Origin of the sequence: Streptomyces sp. NPDC093149, from assembly GCF_044754145.1 — a bacterium.
GTDB lineage: Bacteria > Actinomycetota > Actinomycetes > Streptomycetales > Streptomycetaceae > Streptomyces.
Genome location: NZ_JBIVON010000007.1, coordinates 192,889 through 209,147, shown reverse-complemented (window position 1 = coordinate 209,147; position 16,259 = coordinate 192,889). Strand labels below are relative to the sequence as shown.

The 16,259-nt window shown below is 72.9% G+C and carries 16 protein-coding genes and 1 pseudogene; 7 read left to right on the top strand and 10 right to left on the bottom strand.

The genetic code is table 11. The features are described from left to right. Window positions 1-177 precede the first annotated feature (177 nt). Window positions 178-912 carry a VIT1/CCC1 transporter family protein gene (locus ACIQCZ_RS22405; protein WP_402284466.1) on the bottom strand — a complete coding sequence of 245 codons (735 nt, stop codon included), beginning with the start codon at window positions 910-912 and terminating at the stop codon, window positions 178-180. Between the two features lie 262 nt (window positions 913-1,174). On the opposite strand from ACIQCZ_RS22405, the pseudogene ACIQCZ_RS22400 reads away from it, so the two are divergent. The 7 genes and pseudogenes from ACIQCZ_RS22400 to ACIQCZ_RS22370 form a co-directional block, all read left to right on the top strand. After that, window positions 1,175-2,065 (top strand): annotated as a pseudogene (locus ACIQCZ_RS22400) (ADP-ribosylglycohydrolase family protein); the annotation flags it as partial. 465 nt (window positions 2,066-2,530) lie between these two features. Beyond that, window positions 2,531-3,709 carry an ADP-ribosylglycohydrolase family protein gene (locus ACIQCZ_RS22395; RefSeq protein WP_402284679.1) on the top strand — a complete coding sequence of 393 codons (1,179 nt, stop codon included), beginning with the start codon at window positions 2,531-2,533 and terminating at the stop codon, window positions 3,707-3,709. Continuing rightward, a complete protein-coding gene (locus tag ACIQCZ_RS22390; protein WP_402284678.1) occupies window positions 3,660-4,838 on the top strand; it encodes an ADP-ribosylglycohydrolase family protein in 1,179 nt (392 codons plus the stop codon). Before ACIQCZ_RS22395 ends, ACIQCZ_RS22390 begins: the two co-directional genes overlap by 50 nt. After that, complete coding sequence (locus ACIQCZ_RS22385; RefSeq protein ID WP_402284464.1) at window positions 4,835-6,208, top strand: ADP-ribosylglycohydrolase family protein; 1,374 nt, start codon at window positions 4,835-4,837, stop codon at window positions 6,206-6,208. The genes ACIQCZ_RS22390 and ACIQCZ_RS22385 overlap by 4 nt, the downstream gene beginning before the upstream one ends. Beyond that, window positions 6,205-7,089 carry a ribokinase gene (gene rbsK / locus ACIQCZ_RS22380; protein WP_402284463.1) on the top strand — a complete coding sequence of 295 codons (885 nt, stop codon included), beginning with the start codon at window positions 6,205-6,207 and terminating at the stop codon, window positions 7,087-7,089. The genes ACIQCZ_RS22385 and rbsK overlap by 4 nt, the downstream gene beginning before the upstream one ends. Next, complete coding sequence (locus ACIQCZ_RS22375; protein WP_402284462.1) at window positions 7,086-8,285, top strand: CaiB/BaiF CoA transferase family protein; 1,200 nt, start codon at window positions 7,086-7,088, stop codon at window positions 8,283-8,285. Before rbsK ends, ACIQCZ_RS22375 begins: the two co-directional genes overlap by 4 nt. After that, window positions 8,282-9,094, top strand: a complete 813-nt coding sequence (locus tag ACIQCZ_RS22370; RefSeq protein WP_402284460.1) for an HpcH/HpaI aldolase/citrate lyase family protein — start codon at window positions 8,282-8,284, stop codon at window positions 9,092-9,094. The genes ACIQCZ_RS22375 and ACIQCZ_RS22370 overlap by 4 nt, the downstream gene beginning before the upstream one ends. Window positions 9,095-9,195: 101 nt before the next feature. On the opposite strand, the gene lgt is transcribed toward ACIQCZ_RS22370, so the two are convergent. The 9 genes from lgt to ACIQCZ_RS22325 all read right to left on the bottom strand — a co-directional run bounded on the left by lgt (window position 9,196) and on the right by ACIQCZ_RS22325 (window position 16,245). Further along, on the bottom strand, window positions 9,196-10,221 hold the full coding sequence (lgt, locus tag ACIQCZ_RS22365; RefSeq protein WP_402284458.1) for a prolipoprotein diacylglyceryl transferase: 1,026 nt from the start codon (window positions 10,219-10,221) through the stop codon (window positions 9,196-9,198). Between the two features lie 100 nt (window positions 10,222-10,321). After that, the gene (locus ACIQCZ_RS22360; RefSeq protein ID WP_402284457.1) at window positions 10,322-11,143 is read right to left on the bottom strand and encodes a thioredoxin domain-containing protein; all 822 of its coding nucleotides are present in this window, start codon (window positions 11,141-11,143) and stop codon (window positions 10,322-10,324) included. Window positions 11,144-11,217: 74 nt separating this feature from the next. Further along, window positions 11,218-12,030 (bottom strand): tryptophan synthase subunit alpha, encoded by an 813-nt coding sequence (gene trpA, locus ACIQCZ_RS22355; protein ID WP_402284455.1) that lies wholly within the window; start codon window positions 12,028-12,030, stop codon window positions 11,218-11,220. Then, the gene (gene trpB / locus ACIQCZ_RS22350) at window positions 12,027-13,307 is read right to left on the bottom strand and encodes a tryptophan synthase subunit beta (protein WP_365690212.1); all 1,281 of its coding nucleotides are present in this window, start codon (window positions 13,305-13,307) and stop codon (window positions 12,027-12,029) included. Before trpB ends, trpA begins: the two co-directional genes overlap by 4 nt. A gap of 136 nt (window positions 13,308-13,443) precedes the next feature. Next, window positions 13,444-13,662, bottom strand: a complete 219-nt coding sequence (gene trpM / locus ACIQCZ_RS22345) for a tryptophan biosynthesis modulator TrpM (RefSeq protein WP_402284453.1) — start codon at window positions 13,660-13,662, stop codon at window positions 13,444-13,446. A gap of 8 nt (window positions 13,663-13,670) precedes the next feature. Beyond that, the gene (gene trpC, locus ACIQCZ_RS22340; protein ID WP_376286126.1) at window positions 13,671-14,480 is read right to left on the bottom strand and encodes an indole-3-glycerol phosphate synthase TrpC; all 810 of its coding nucleotides are present in this window, start codon (window positions 14,478-14,480) and stop codon (window positions 13,671-13,673) included. Window positions 14,481-14,595: 115 nt separating this feature from the next. After that, the gene (locus ACIQCZ_RS22335; RefSeq protein WP_402284450.1) at window positions 14,596-15,060 is read right to left on the bottom strand and encodes a DUF2752 domain-containing protein; all 465 of its coding nucleotides are present in this window, start codon (window positions 15,058-15,060) and stop codon (window positions 14,596-14,598) included. A gap of 151 nt (window positions 15,061-15,211) precedes the next feature. Further along, the gene (locus tag ACIQCZ_RS22330) at window positions 15,212-15,460 is read right to left on the bottom strand and encodes an HGxxPAAW family protein (RefSeq protein ID WP_376222526.1); all 249 of its coding nucleotides are present in this window, start codon (window positions 15,458-15,460) and stop codon (window positions 15,212-15,214) included. A gap of 128 nt (window positions 15,461-15,588) precedes the next feature. Next, a complete protein-coding gene (locus tag ACIQCZ_RS22325; RefSeq protein ID WP_402284448.1) occupies window positions 15,589-16,245 on the bottom strand; it encodes a TIGR02234 family membrane protein in 657 nt (218 codons plus the stop codon). Window positions 16,246-16,259 lie beyond the last annotated feature (14 nt).

Below are 16,259 nucleotides of genomic sequence, written 5' to 3'. Positions count from 1 at the left end.
TATGTGTAGCGCTGCATAGAGACTCATTTTACGTCGGGCGGAACCGGTCCGCCCAGAGGCGGACCCCAAGACGTACGTCACACCGATGGCGGACACGTCACGGAACGAAGCCCGCCCGGCACGCGAGGACGACACCTCCGGCCGGACGGGCTCCATGTCATGCCCCCGTCCACGCGGTCAGCCTCCGACGGCCACACCGAACAGCGTGCCCAGACCGTAGGTGATCGCCGCGGCGGCCCCGCCGAGCGCCAGCTGCCGCAGCCCGCTGTACAGCCAGCTGCGCGCCGTCACCCTGGCCACCACCGCACCGCAGGCGAACAGTCCGACCAGGGCCAGCAGCACGGCCGGCCACAACGCGCTCGCGCCGAGCAGATACGGCAGCACGGGCAACAGGGCCCCCAGCGCGAACGCGCCGAACGACGACACCGCGGCGACGAGCGGCGAGGGCAGATCGCCCGGATCGATGCCGAGCTCCTCGCGGGCGTGGATCTCCAGGGCCTGCTCCGGATCGCGCGACAGCTGGCGCGCGACCTCGCGGGCGAGACCGGGCTCGACGCCGCGGGACTCGTAGAGCGCGGCGAGCTCCCGCTCCTCGTCCTTGGGATGCTTGCGCAACTCGCGCCGCTCGACGTCGAGTTCGGCCTCGACGAGCTCACGCTGCGAGGCGACGGAGGTGTATTCGCCGGCCGCCATGGAGAAGGCTCCGGCGGCCAGGCCCGCCAGACCCGTGATCACGATCGTCTGCTGGGAGACGGCGCCACCCGCGACGCCGGTCATCAGCGCGAGGTTGGAGACGAGCCCGTCCATGGCACCGAACACCGCCGGGCGCAGCCAGCCGCCGTTCACATCACGGTGGGTGTGGTTGTCGCGGTGCGCCTCGTGCAGTACGGCGTCGGTCTCGATGATGGACACAGCTCTCCCCTTCTCCGGCAGCGGGTTCCACGCGCTCCGCCCCCGCTCAGCACCATCGAAAGTACGCACGAAAATGAGCCCCCGCCAGCAAGGCAGGCCGTACTTACCTGCCCTCTGACCAGGTAAGTACGGCCTGCCTTGCCACTTCCGAGCCATCATCCGACTGGCCCTTTTGTCGCGATTTCGGCCTCTGCCGAGGCTCCGCGTGGCACATATCGAGGAGGCACGAGAACGGGCCCGGTGCGAGCGAAGGGTCGACGCGATGGAGTCGATTGCAGAAAATCCGGCGGAACCTCGGACGCATGACGCCCGAGCGGCGGTACGCGGCGGCGCACTCGGGGAGGACCTGGGCGACCGGGCCCGGGGCGCACTGCTCGGCCTCGCGGTCGGTGATGCGCTGGGCGCACCGGCGGAGAACCTGCGGCCGTCCGAGATCCGCCGTCGCTGGGGCCGGATCGAGGGCTTCGTGAGCGACGACCCCGCGGGCACGGACGACACGGAGTACGCGATCTTCTCCGGGCTGCTCCTCGCGCGGCACGGTTCGGCGCTGACGGTCACCCATGTGGAGCGGGCGTGGCACCTGTGGATCGCCGACCTGGACGAAGGGCCCTTCCGCGGTGCCGGGTTCAGCGAGCGGGGCACGCTGGAGAATCTGCGCCGGGGTCTGGCCGCCCCGATCTCCGCCCAGCACCGGCACGCCTGGAGCGACGGCCTGGCGATGCGGGCGGCGCCGTTCGGTGTCTTCGCGGCGGGCCGTCCGGACGAGGCGGCACGCCTGGTCGCGGTCGACGGGCGGGTCAGCCATGACGGGGAGGGCATCTACGGCGGCCAGGCGGTGGCGGCCGGGGTGGCCGCCGCGATGGCGGGCGCCGGGGTCGCGTCGGTGATCGCCGCCGCGCTGTCCGTCGTCCCCATGGACTCCTGGACGGCGCGTTCGCTGCGGCGCGCCGTGGCCGCCGCGCAGCGCACGTACCCCGACCGGCTCACCGGGGAACGCGCGGTGCGCTCCGCGGTGGTCGTCGGCGGCTATCCGTGGACGGACCTGGCCCCCGAGGCGGTCGGCCTGGCCTTCGGAGCGTTCGCGGCGGCGCGCGGCGACTTCCGCACGGCGGTGCTGACCGCGGTCAACATGGGCCGCGACGCGGACACGACGGCCGCGGTGGCGGGGGCCCTGGCCGGCGCCCTCCACGGGGCGTCGGCGATTCCGCGGCACTGGGGGGAGGCGATCGGCCCGGTCCGGGGCAGCTGCCTGCCGTCGATGCGGGGCTATCACGTCCTGGACATCGCGGAGTTGCTCACCCCGGACGACACGGACGACACGTACGGGGACGGGCGGGGTGAAGCCCGTACGCCCGAGGGCGGACGGGCGCACGCCGCCGAGCACACCGCGTCCGCCGTCGGCCAGGACGGCCCGGCACGGGACCACCCGCGTGCGGACGCGAGCGGCACACCTCGCGCGTCCGCGGCCGGACCGGCGCACAACGCCCCCGTCGCACCCGCCACCGCGGACGAAGCGGACCGGGACGCCCCGCACGACATCCACCGCGGCGCCCCGCGCGCCCCTGCTTCCGCGTCCGCCCGGTTCCGCACCCGCCCCTCCCCCGGCCATCGGGCCCGGATCGAGGGTCTGTTGCTCGGGCTCGCCGCCGGGGACGCCGCCGGGTGGCCCGCCGCACGGCACCGGGCCGCCCGGATGCCCGAATGGACCCGGCGTCTCACCCGGGAGCTCGACACCTTCGCCGAGCAGAACGCCACGACCACGCTGCCCGTCCCCATCGCCCTCAACCAGCCGCCCGAACCCCTGCGGCTCGGGCCGTCCGACGACGCCGAATGGGCGGCGTTCGCCGCCGGGACCGTGCTCGCCTCGACAGCGGGTCCGCTGCACGGGCTGTCCCCCGAACACCGGATGCGGGCCGCCGTCGACGTCGCCTGGAACGCGCTGGCGGCCGAGGTCGCCGCGGCTGCCGCCCGCGCCCCCGAGGTCGAATCGGCGGTGCTCCCGCTGCGCGCCCGGATCTCGGTACGGGCCGGACTCGGGAATCTCGCCGCCGGGTTGCGCCCGCCCGCCACCGGTCACGACAACCCGCACTACTTCGACGACGCGGCCTGCGTACGGGCCGCCGTGCTCGCCGTCGCCCACCCCGCCGACCCGGCGGCCGCCGCCGACCTCGCCGAGTTCGACGCCCGCTACACGCAGGACGGCGACGGGGTGCACGGCGCCCGCGCGATGGCGGCAGCGATCGCCGAGGCGCTGGGCGGCGCGGATGTGGACAGGGCGGTGAACGCCGCGCTCGCGCAGCTCCCCGACGGCACGGAGATCGCCCGCAACGCCGCCCATGCCGTCCGGATCGCCCGTGACTTCGTCGGCGAGGCGGCGGGCGCGTTCGCCCTGGTACCGGTGCTGGAGCATCAGATCGTCGACCACGTCTACAGCTACGGGATCGCCGCCGCCGAGACCGTCCCGGTCGCGCTCGCCCTGGCCACCGCGGCCCGCGGCCGGATCGCCCAGGCCGTTCCCGCGGCGGCGTGCCTGTCACGGGTGGCCGACTCCGCGCCCGCGCTGGCCGGCGCGCTGACCGGCGCGCTCTGCGGCATCGACGCCGTCCCGGACGGCTGGCGCGACGCCTGCCGCACCTTGGCGGGGTGTGCGCTGCCCCGTCTCGCGGGGACCGATCTGATCGAACTCGCCGGGCTGCTGGCAGCCACGGAACCGAAGCCCATGGGTGGACAATTCGGGCATGACATCCATGACGCCCGTACGGTCCGGGGCGAGAACCACGGCACTCACACTCGATGAACGGATCACGGGAGCGCTCGTCGGCGCCGCGGTCGGCGACGCTCTCGGCGGTCCGGTCGAGGGCCGGCCCCCCGAGCAGATCGTGGCCCGCCACGGCGGGCGGATCAGCGGCATCGTCGGCCCGTGGGACGGCGACGACTGGCGTACGGCCCGCCCCATCGCCCCGTACCACAAGGGCGACGGACACGTCACCGACGACACCTTGATGACCCATGCGCTGGTACGGGTGTACGACGCCGTGCGCGACCACCTCGACGCGTACGCGGTCGCCGACCACCTCGTGCCGGAGCTGATCTCCACCCCCCGCTGGATTCCGGAGCTGGAGGCCGACGCACTGCCGCTCCAGCGGATCTTCCTCGCCGAGAAGTGGATCGTCGCGCGGCTGCACTACGGCCATGTCGATCCGCGCGAGGCGGGTTCCGGAAACATCGTCAACTGCGGTGCGGCGATGTACATGGCACCGGTCGGCCTGGTCAACGCCGCCCACCCGGAGGCCGCGTACGCCGAGGCGCTGGATGTCGCCGGCGCCCATCAGTCCTCCTACGGCAGGGAGGCGGCCGGAGTCTTCGCCGCGGCCGTCGCCGCCGCGTGCGCCCCGGACGCGACGCCCGCCGGTGTCGTCGAGACCTGTCTGTCGCTCGCCAAGGACGGCACCCGGTCCGCCATCGAGGCGGTGTGCGAAGTGGCCGTCCGTCACCGCGACTTCGAGACCGCGCTCGCTCCGCTGCGCGCCGCCGTCGCGCCCTTCGACACCGTGGGCCCCGACTACCGCGCCCCCTCCCTCGGCGCCCGTCGGCCGTCCCGGCTGCACGCCATCGAGGAACTCCCCATCGCGCTCGGCATGCTGCTCGTCGCGGACGGCGACTACCGGCACGCGGTCCTCGGCTCGGTGAACTACGGCCGGGACTGCGACTCGATCGCCACCATGAGCGGTGCCGTCGCGGGCGCGCTCCACGGCGAACCGTCGATCCCCGCCGACTGGGTGAGAACGGTCGCCGAGGCCAGCCGGCTCGATCTGCACGCCCCCGCGCGGGCCCTGGCGGGCGTCGCCCGCGAGGTGTTCGTACGGGACACGGTCCGGCGCCGCAACCACGAGTCGGCGTTCGCCGCGCTGGCGGGTACGCCATGACCCTCCGGGTGACGTGGGTGCAGCCCGAGGACCTGGTCGGGCACGAGCTGCGCCAGGCCGCCGAGGACGGGCGGGACGCAAGGGAGGTCGCCCGCCGGTGGTACGAGGCGGGCGGCGCCCCCGCGCCGGAACGGGCCGGCGCGTCGACCCCTCCGGCACCGGAGCTGCGCGCGCTCGCCGAGCGGCTGCTCGACGAACTCGCCCTGCTGGAATCGCCGTTGGAGGCGGACGAACCGACCGACCTGGCCGCGGTCCGGGCCGCCTGTCCGAACTGGCCGGCCCCCCGCACGGACCCGACGCCGGTGAGCCACGAGCGGCTGCACGCCGCCTGGCTGGGCCGGGCCGCCGGCTGTCTGCTCGGCAAACCCGTCGAGAAACTGCCGCTCGCCGGTATCCGCGCACTGGCCCGCGCCACCGGCAACTGGCCGCTGACCACGTGGTTCACCGCCAAGGGGCTGCCCGCCGAGCTGGCCGCCACCTACCCCTGGAACCGTCGCTCCGCGTCCACCTCCCTGGCCGAGAACATCGACGGCATGCCGGAGGACGACGACCTCGACCACCCCCTGCTCACCCTGTTGCTGCTCCAGCGGTACGGTCCGTCCTTCACCACCTGTGATCTCGCCCGGCTGTGGCTCGACGAACTCCCGGCCGGCCGCACGTTCACCGCCGAGCGGGTCGCGTACCGCAATCTGCTGGACGGGATCGTTCCCCCGCTCACCGCCCGGTACCGCAATCCGTTCCGGGAGTGGATCGGTGCGCAGATCCGGGCCGATGTGCACGGCTGGACGCATCCGGGCGACCCGTCGGCCGCGGCGGAGCAGGCCCACCGGGACGCGGTCCTCACCCACACCGCCAACGGGGTGTACGGGGCGATGTTCGCCGCCGCCGCACTCGCCGAAGCGGCCGGCGGCGCGCACGACGTGCACGGCTGTCTGGCCGCCGGGCTGCGCGTCGTGCCGCCGCGTTCGCGGTTCGCGCACGCGGTGCGCTTCGGCATCGCGGCGGCCCGTGGCGAGAGCGGCTTCGACGCGGTGGCCGACCGGCTGCACGCCGAGTACGGCGCGTACCACTGGGTCCATGTGCTGCCCAACGCCGCTCTGCTGGCCGCGGCCCTCACCCACGCCGACGGCGACTACTCCGACTCCGTCTGCCGTGCGGTGTCGGGCGGCTGGGACACCGACTCCAACGGCGCGACCGCCGGTTCACTGGCCGGACTGCTGGCCGGGAGCCCCGGCGCGCTGCCCGACCGCTGGACCGCCCCGCTGAAGAACCGTCTCGCCACGTCGGTCGCCGGATTCGACTCCATCGGCTTCGACGCCCTCGCCGAACAGACCCACCGGCTCACCCTCGAGGAGGCACTCCGCCCATGACCGGCATCGCGGTGCTCGGCAGCACCAATATGGATCTCGTCGCGTATGTCGCACGGGCTCCGGAGCGAGGAGAGACCGTCACCGGACGGGAGTTCCGTACCGTTCCCGGCGGCAAGGGCGCCAACCAGGCCGTCGCCGCCGCCCGCGCGGGCGGCGGCGTGACGATGATCGGCGCGGTCGGCGACGACGAGTACGGCGCCGTGCTGCGCTCCAGCCTGGAGCACGCGGGCGTCGGCACCGATCTGCTGCACACGGCCGAGGGCCCCAGCGGCACCGCGCACATCGTCGTCGACGACCTGGGTTCCAACTCCATCGTGGTGATCCCCGGCGCCAACGGCACCGTCACCGCTCTCGGCCCCGGCGAGATGGCCGCCATCGCCGGGGCCGATCTGCTGCTGCTCCAGCTGGAGCTGCCGCTGTCCGCCGTGCTGGAGGGTGCGCGCGTGGCCCACGCCCAGGGCGTACGGACCATCCTCACCCCGTCCCCCGTACAGTCCCTGCCCGCCGAACTCCTCGACTGTGTCGACCTGCTGATCCCCAACGAGCACGAGGCGGCCGCGCTCACCGGCGCCACCGACCCCCATGCGGCGGCGCAGCTGCTGCTCGGCCAGGTCCCCGCGGTGGTGGTCACACTCGGCTCGAAGGGCTGCCTGTACGCGGCCCGGGGCGGCGAGCCCGTTCTCTTCCCCGCCCCCGAGGTCACCGCGGTCGACTCCACCGGGGCCGGGGACACCTTCGTCGGGACGCTCGCCGTGGCGCTCGGCGAGCGACGGCCCGTACCCGAGTCGCTGGCCTGGGCATCGGCCGCCGCCGCGCTGTGCGTACAGCGGCCGGGCGCCTCGACCTCCATGCCGTACCGCAGTGAGATCGACGCCGCATGAACACGACCGCGCAGGCGCCGCTGACCGGGCTGCGGGTCATCGACCTCGCCACGCTCTTCGCGGGCCCTCTCTCCGCCACCATGCTCGGTGACTTCGGCGCCGAGGTGATCAAGGTCGAGCATCCGCGCAAGCCCGATCCGTCGCGCGGGCACGGGCCCGCGAAGGACGGCGTCGGCCTGTGGTGGAAACTCCTCGGCCGCAACAAGCGCAATCTGACCCTCGACCTGTCCAGCCCCGGCGGGCGCGACATCCTGCTCCGGCTGGCCGCCGGGACCGATGTGATCATCGAGAACTTCCGGCCCGGCACCCTGGAGCGCTGGGGTCTCGGCTGGGCGGAGCTGCACGCCGTCAATCCGCGGCTGGTGCTGGCCCGGGTCACCGGCTTCGGTCAGTTCGGTCCGTATGCGCACCGTCCCGGCTTCGGCACCCTGGCCGAGGCGATGAGCGGGTTCGCCGCGATCACCGGGGAACCGGACGGACCGCCCACGCTGCCGCCGTTCGGGCTCGCCGACTCGATCGCGGCGCTGGCCACCGCGTACGCCGTGATGGCCGCGCTCGCCGGACGCGACAGGACCGGGGAGGGGCAGGTCGTCGACATGGCGATCATCGAGCCGATCCTGACCGTGCTCGGCCCGCAGCCGGTCTGGTACGACCAGCTCGGCTACGTACAGCCGCGCACCGGCAACCGCTCCCGGAACAATGCCCCGCGCAACACCTACCGCACCTCGGACGGGCACTGGGTCGCCGTCTCCACCTCCGCGCAGTCGGTCGCCGAACGGGTCATGCGTCTGGTGGGCCGGCCCGAACTGATCGACGAGCCCTGGTTCGGCTCCGGCAGCACCCGCGCCGAGCACTCCGACGAACTCGACGAGGCGGTCGGCGACTGGGTCGCCCGGCACACCCGCGAGGAGGCCGTCTGCGCGTTCGAGAAGGCGGAGGCGGCCATCGCACCCGTCCACGGCATCCAGGACGTGATGGAGGACCCGCAGTACCGGGCCCTGGACTCCGTCACCGAGGTGGACGACCCGGAGCTGGGACCGCTGCGGATGCAGAACGTCCTGTTCCGCCTCTCGGCGACACCGGGCGCGATCCGCTGGGCGGGCCGGCCGCACGGTGCGGACACCGACGAGATCCTCACCGCCCTGGGTCTGTCGGGCCAGGAGATCGCGGCGCTGCGGGCGGAGCGCGTCCTGTGACGGCGACGGTCCCCCTCACCTTCCTGTACGTGCCCGGGGACCGGCCCGAAGTGGTGCGCAAGGCACGCGACGCGGGCGCGGACGTGGTGATCGTCGATCTGGAGGACGCGGTCGCACCGGACCGCAAGGAGTACGCGCGGTCGGCCACCGCCGAGCTGCTGTCCGAGCCGGTGGCGGACACCGCCGTGCCGATCCATGTCCGGGTCCACACCGAGGCGGATGTCGTCGCCCTGGCCGGACTGCCGGGGCTCGCCGAATTCCGGCTGCCGAAGATCACGCACGCCGCCTCCGTCCACCACATCGCGGCCGTGGCGCCGGGGGTCGCACTCTGTCCGCTGCTGGAATCGGCGCTCGGCATCGAGCACGCCTACACGGTCGCCTCCGCCCATCCCCAGGTGCGCGCCATCGCCCTGGGCGAGGCCGACCTCCGGGCCGATCTGGGGGTACGGGACGATGCCGGGCTCGACTGGTCGCGCAGCCGGGTCGTCGTCGCCGCCCGTGCGGCGGGACTCGTGCCACCCGCCCAGTCGGTGTTCACGGACGTGCGGGACCTGGACGGCCTGGGGGCGTCCTGCGCGCGCGGCCGGGCGCTGGGCTTCCTGGGGCGGGCGGCGATCCACCCCCGCCAGCTCCCGGTCATCGAGCGCGCGTTCCGCCCGACGCCGCGGGAGGTCGAGGCGGCGGCCGAGATCGTGGAGGCGGCCGCGACGGACGAGGGCGCGCTGGCCCTGCCGGACGGCCGGTTCGTCGACGCGGCGGTGGTGGCCTCGGCCCGCCGCACGCTGGCGCTGGCCGTGCGGCCGGGATGACGGCCGCGGGGGCCACCGCGAGCCCGCCCGTCCGGCGACGAGGACATGTGTGGGGCCCCGAACCAGGCGGTTCGGGGCCCCACACATGACGAACGTACGGGTCAGCCGTTCTTCGCCGCCTCCGCGGCGCCGTTCTTCTCCGGCGTCTTCGCGGCACTGTCATCGGAGTCGTCGGCACGCTCGGCGGTATTCGTCCCAGGACCCGTGTCCGCGTCGGACGCGACGGTTTTGTCCGCGTCACCCGGGGCGTCGCCGTCCTTCACGGCATCGGCGCCTTCGCCGTCCTTCGTGGCTTCGCCGTCCTCGGCGTCCACCGCGCCCGGCTCCACGACCTCCTCGCGCCCCGGACGCACCTTCGCCGAGATCACCATGTACACCACCGCCAGCAGGAACACGATCCCCGCGGTCCACACATTGAGGCGTACGCCCAGGATGTGGTGGGCCTCGTCGACCCGCATGTACTCGATCCAGCCGCGTCCCGCGCAGTACGCGGCGACGTACAGCGCGAACGCCCGGCCGTGACCGAGCCTGAAGCGGCGGTCCGCCCAGATCACCAGCAGGGCGACACCGATGCACCACAGCGACTCGTACAGGAACGTCGGGTGGTACGTACCCGCGACCCTGTTGGGGCCCTCGCTGATCTTCAGCGCCCACGGCACATCGGTCGGCTTGCCGTACAGCTCCTGGTTGAACCAGTTGCCCCAGCGGCCGCAGGCCTGGGCCAGGGCGATACCGGGGGCGAGCGCGTCGGCCCAGGCCGGCAGCGGGATCCCACGGCGGCGGCAGCCGATCCAGGCACCGACGGCGCCGAGCGCGATCGCGCCCCAGATGCCGAGGCCGCCCTGCCAGATCTTGAAGGCGTCGACCCAGTTCTCACCGTCGCTGAAGTACAGCTGGTAGTCGGTGATGACGTGATAGAGCCGCCCGCCGACGAGGCCGAAGGGCACCGCCCATACGGCGATGTCGGCGACGGTGCCGGCTCTGCCGCCCCGGGCGATCCAGCGCTTGTTGCCGAACCAGACGGCGACGAAGACACCGATGATGATGCAGAACGCGTAGCCGCGCAGCGGGATCGGGCCGAGATCGATCACGCCGGTCGACGGACTGGGAATGTAGGCAAGGTCCATGGCAGGGTCGACGCTACCTTGCCGGGTGGGGCCTACGGCAACCCACCCGACAACGTATGGGTAACAGGCAGGTCATGGATTCCCCCTGCCGGACCAACGCTCAGGAGTGCGACGGCGCCGGTGTGACCGTGCCCGGCTTCTTGCCCTTGTTGGCCTCGGCGACCCACTTCTTCAGGTTCGCCGAGGTGATCGGTTCGTCACCCTTCTTCGGGAAGATCGTCTCTCCGTTGAGCAGCGCGGCCGGCGTGCCCTGGAATCCGCCCTTCTGGAACGCCGTGTTGGACTTCTGGACCCAGCTGTCGTGCTTGCCGTCCTCCACACAGCTGCGGAAGGCGGGGGTGTCGAGCCCCGGGACCTTCTTGGAGAGCTCGATCAGCTTGGCGTTGTCACCGAAGGCGTCTTCGGTCTCCGGCGGCTGGTTGCGGTAGAGGACGTCGTGGTAGGCGGAGAACTTTCCCGCGCCCTGCGCGCAGGCCGCCGCGTTGGCCGCCCGCAGCGAGCCGCTGCCGCCGAGATTGCCGTCGATGAGCGTGGCGAGGTGGTACTCGATCTTGACCTGTCCAGTGCTCTCCAGTTGGTGGGCGGTGTCCCGGAACGCGTTCTCGAACTGGGCGCAGACCGGGCAGCGGAAGTCCTCCCAGATGGTGAGCGTGGACGGGGCATTGTCCGCGCCGACCTGGATGGCCAGGCCGTCCTTGCCGGTCGCACCGGACGGTGCGACGACGGGGCCCGCCGTGCTGCTCTTCTTGCCGCCCGTGTTCGCGGCGATCACGCCGACGACGGCGGCCAGCGCCAGCACACCCACCACGGCGCCGCCGACGATCAGCGCCCGCCTGCGGCGCTCGTGCGCCTTCTCGCGCTCACGCTGCTGGACGAGCCGGTCTCGCGCGGCCCTTTTTCCCTGTTCGTTCTTCTCGCTCACACCCGCAGCAACGAACCGGGGAGGCACGCGCGTGCCTCCCCGGTCCAGGTCCACCCGTTCGGATTACACCCGATTCAGCGCTTTCGAACGCCTTCGGCCAGTTCGCCCGCCAGGGAGCGGACCGCGGCCAGGCCGCTCTCCTCGTCGGGAGCGTCCAGCATGCTCTTGACGAAGGCGGAGCCGACGATCACTCCGTCGGCGAAACCGGCGACCTCGGCGGCCTGCCGGGCATTGGAGACGCCGAGGCCGACGCAGACCGGGAGGGACGTGGTGGCCCGGGTGCGCCCGACCAGCTCCTGGGCCTGCTCGCCGACCGACTCCCGGGTGCCGGTGACCCCCATCAGCGAGGCCGCGTAGACGAAGCCGGAGCCGGCCGCGGTGATGGTGGCGAGGCGCTCGTCCCTGCTGCTCGGCGCGACGACGAAGACGGTCGCGAGACCGTGCTTGTCGGCGTGCTCGCGCCACAGCTCGGACTCCTGGACCGGCAGGTCGGGCAGGATGCATCCGGCGCCGCCCGCCTCGGCGAGTTCGGCGGTGAAGCGCTCGACGCCGTACCGGTCGATCGGGTTCCAGTACGTCATGACGAGGATCGGGACGCCGGTCGCCTCGTACGCCTCGCGGACCGTGCGCATCACGTCGGCGATCTTCACGCCGCCCCGCAGGGCGATGTCGTCGGCGGTCTGGATGACCGATCCGTCGAGCACCGGGTCGCTGTGCGGCAGCCCCACCTCGACGATGTCCGCGCCGCCCGCCACGACCGCCTTCACGGCGGCGATCGCGCCGTCGACGGTCGGGAACCCGGCCGGCAGGTACGCGATGAGCGCGGCCCTGTTCTCCGCCTTGGCCCGCGCGAGGGAGGAACTCAACAGCTTCACATTGCCGCTCACTTGGTGACCTCCTCTTCCCCGTCGGCCACATCGGCCTCGACGACCCCGTCGGCCCCGTCGTACAGCCCGAAGTAGCGGGCCGCCGTGTCCATGTCCTTGTCTCCGCGGCCGGACAGATTGACCACGAGCAGTCCGTCCTTGCCGAGCTCCTTCCCGACCTCCAGGGCCCCGGCCAGCGCGTGGGCGCTCTCGATGGCCGGGATGATCCCCTCGGTACGGGAGAGGAGGCGCAGCGACTGCATGGCGGCGTCGTCGGTGACCGCACGGTACTCGCCGCGGCCGATGTCCTTGAGGTACGCGTGCTCCGGGCCGATGCCCGGGTAGTCGAGACCGGCCGAGATGGAGTACGGCTCGGTGATCTGGCCCTCGTCGTCCTGGAGGACGTAGCTGCGCGAGCCGTGCAGGATGCCGGGCTCGCCCGCCGTCAGGGTGGCCGCGTGCTCGCCGGTCTCCACCCCGTGCCCGGCGGGCTCGCAGCCGATCAAGCGGACATGGGCGTCCGGGATGAAGGCGTGGAAGAGTCCGATGGCGTTGGAGCCGCCGCCGACGCAGGCGATGGCGGCGTCCGGCAGCCGGCCGGTCCGCTCCAGGATCTGGCGGCGGGCCTCGACGCCGATGACGCGGTGGAAGTCGCGGACCATGGCAGGGAAGGGGTGCGGTCCCGCGACGGTGCCGAAGAGGTAGTGCGTGTGGTCCACATTGGCGACCCAGTCGCGGAACGCCTCGTTGATGGCGTCCTTCAGCGTCCTGGAGCCGGACTTCACGGCGATGACCTCGGCGCCCAGCATCCGCATGCGCGCCACGTTCAGCGCCTGCCGCTCGGTGTCGATCTCACCCATGTAGATGGTGCATTCGAGGCCGAAGAGCGCACAGGCGGTCGCGGTGGCGACACCGTGCTGTCCGGCACCGGTCTCGGCGATGACCCGGGTCTTGCCCATGCGCCTGGTGAGCAGCGCCTGGCCCAGCACGTTGTTGATCTTGTGCGAGCCGGTGTGGTTCAGGTCCTCGCGCTTGAGGAAGATCCGGGCACCGCCCGCGTGCTCGGCGAAGCGCGGCACCTCGGTCAGCGCGCTGGGGCGGCCGGTGTAGTTGATCATGAGCTCGTTGAGCTCGGCGGCGAAGGCCGGGTCGGCCTTCGCCTTGTCGTACTCGACGGCGACCTCGTCCACGGCGGCGACGAGCGCCTCCGGGATGAACTTGCCGCCGAACGCTCCGAAGTAGCCTTCGGCGCTGGGGATCAGACCCTCCGGGTCCGGGATGAAGAAGTCAGATGACATCCGACGTGCTCCTCGACATCGCAATGGGTGGGTTCACCGTATGCGCCGTGAGCGGAGCGCCACCGCGACCGGAAACGGTCGGGCGGTGCGGTCGTACGTACGACAGGAGTGGTGCGGGTACGTCGGCCGGGGCTCGCTACAGCGCGGACCCCGTGCGCCATCGCATGCCGTTGACCTGGCCGGGCTCGTCGCCGATCACGTACCGCACGCGCCGGCCGTGCACCCGGCGCGCGGGGGCGCGGCAGCCGCGGGGGCGGCAGCCGCGCGCCAGCGGCGCGTGCGGGTCCCGGGCAGCCGTCACCGCGGCCAGGCGCAGGCGTGGCCGGGTGCGGAGCACGGGACGGTCGGCGGACATGGTGCGGGTCAGCCCCGTCCGTGGCGGAGCGCCGGGTGGGCGCCCGCGGCGACCAGGTCGGCGACGGCGGCCCTCGGGTCGCGGCCGGTGACCAGGGACTCGCCCACGAGCACGGCGTCGGCGCCCGCGTTGGCGTACGCGATCAGGTCGTGCGGACCGCGGACGCCGGACTCGGCGACCTTGACGATGTGGTCGGGGATCTCGGGGGCGACGCGCTCGAAGGTGGAGCGGTCGACCTTGAGGTCCTTCAGATTGCGGGCGTTGACACCGATGACCTTCGCACCGGCGTCCACGGCGCGCTCCGCCTCCTCCTCGTCGTGCACCTCGACCAGCGGCGTCAGACCGATGGACTCGGCGCGCTCGATCAGGGAGACCAGGGCCTCCTGGTCGAGGGCGGCGACGATCAGCAGGGCGAGGTCGGCACCGTGGGCGCGGGCCTCCCAGAGCTGGTAGGAGGTGACGATGAAGTCCTTGCGCAGGACCGGGATGTCGACCTTGGCGCGGACGGCCTCCAGGTCGGCGAGCGAACCGCCGAAGCGGCGCTCCTCCGTGAGGACCGAGATGACGGACGCGCCGCCCGCCTCGTAGTCCGCGGCGAGCGCGGCCGGGTCGGCGATGGCGGCGAGAGCCCCCTTGGAGGGGCTGGAGCGCTTGACCTCGCAGATGACGGTCACGCCCTCGCCACGCAGGGCTGCGGCTCCGTCCTTGGCCGCGGGAGCACGCGCCGCGCGCTCCTTCAGCTCGTCGAGGCTGACACGCGCCTGCCGCTCTGCGAGGTCGGCGCGTACGCCGTCGATGATCTCGTCGAGCACACTCACGCGAGCGGCCCCCTTCCGGGACGGTGATGAGGGAACAGGATCAGCCATGTCAATGCTATCCGCAGGAGGGCGAAGGGCCCGAATCCAGTCGGCGAATGTCCCACTACCTGGGCATTCAAGGCGCCAGCGCCGTTCCGAACGGAAGATTCCGGACGACTGAGAAGATCAGCAGCACGGCCCCGATCCCCCACCAGACGACGGGTTTCGCGGCGATGCTCATGGGCCTTCCCCGGGCGGCGCGGGCCGTCCAGACCACCCAGAGGACCGCGAAGACCCCGTAGCCGACGACGGCGAGCGCGTTGGAGCCGAGGGCGGCGGCGATGTCGCCGTGAGCGACCGCGTGGGCACTGCGCAGCCCGCCGCACCCCGGGCAGTACAGGCCGGTGAACCGCAGCAGCGGGCAGACCGGGTAGTGGCCCGGCTGATTGGGGTCGACGGCGCCGACGTACCCGAAGGCGCCGATGACCGCGGCCATGACCCCCGCCGGGACGGCGAGCCGCCGGATCCGTGAGGCGGGCACCGGGGCCGGTGGGAAGACGGGCGGGAACGGCTGGCCGTTCACCGGCGGCTGTCCGGACATCGACGGGGGGCCGGGGGCGGGCCGGGGTCCCGGCGCCGACGGCGCTGCGGCTGGGGTAGGCGATGCGTCCACTCGGTGATTGTCCCCGCTGACGCGGAGAGGCGCAGCCCGGACCGGGCTGCGCCTCGCATGCGTACGGGTACTGCGTGTGTCAGGAGATCTGGGCCTGCGCGGCGCGAGCCCTCGCCTGGGCCATCTCCTCGGACTCCTTCGGCATGCCGAGGCCCGCCGCCTTCATCGCCATGCCGACGATCCCGCCGAGGAAGACGACGGCGATACCGGCCCAGAAGCCGATCGGGTTGGCCGCGACCAGGAAGACGCCCGCGACGCAGAAGCCGATGAAGGAGATGATGACACCGGTCCAGGCGGCCGGGGTGTGTCCGTGGCTGCTGCCCGCCATGAGTTGCTCCTTGTTGGTGATGCGCTGTTGGTATCGCTGTACGCAAAGCTGGTGCCGCTGTTGGTGCCGCTGTGCAGAAAGCTCGGCTTCATTGTCCCGTACGCGCGGGTACGGCGTGAGCTCGGGGGTCATGCCTCGCGCGTCGGGTCCTCACCGCGGTCCAGGGCCTTCCACAGGTCCTCGGGCCGGTCCGGGTCCAAGGCGGTGCGGGCGGCCTTGCGGGGGCGGGGGGTGCCGTCCCGTTCGTACCGTCCCGACATGGTGGGCCAGAGCTTCCCGTACCGCAGGGCGAGCAGTCCGGCGAGGAGGATCAGCAGGCCGCCGGCCGCGGTGACGTAGGGCCACGCGGTGTGGCTGAGGGCGCCGATGGTCGCCGCGGTGTCGCCGGTGGTCTGCGCGGCCTTCTCGTCGAGCGCCGAGCTGTCGGAGGCGCCGAGACAGGCGCTCAGTCCGGCGCCGAGGCCGCTGAGGGCGAGGAGCCCGGCGACGATCAGCCGCCCGCTGCTGCGGACGGCGAAGACGGCGACGAGGGCGGCCAGGCCGACGATGGCCAGGGCCGCCGGGAGGCCGGTGACGTCCTGACCGTCGGCGGCCAGCGGCAGGGAGCCGCCGCCGACGGCCGCCCGGCCCTCGGCCCAGGTCTGGCCGGAGGCGAGCAGGACGACGGTGGCACCGGCCGCGCCGAGGAGCAGTCCGGCGGCCAGGCTGCGGCGGCTTCCCGTGGCGTCGGCGGTGGCCGCTCGGGCACGGGGCTGGGGTACGGGAACAGCACTCACATACCCCACTATCCCCTACCGCC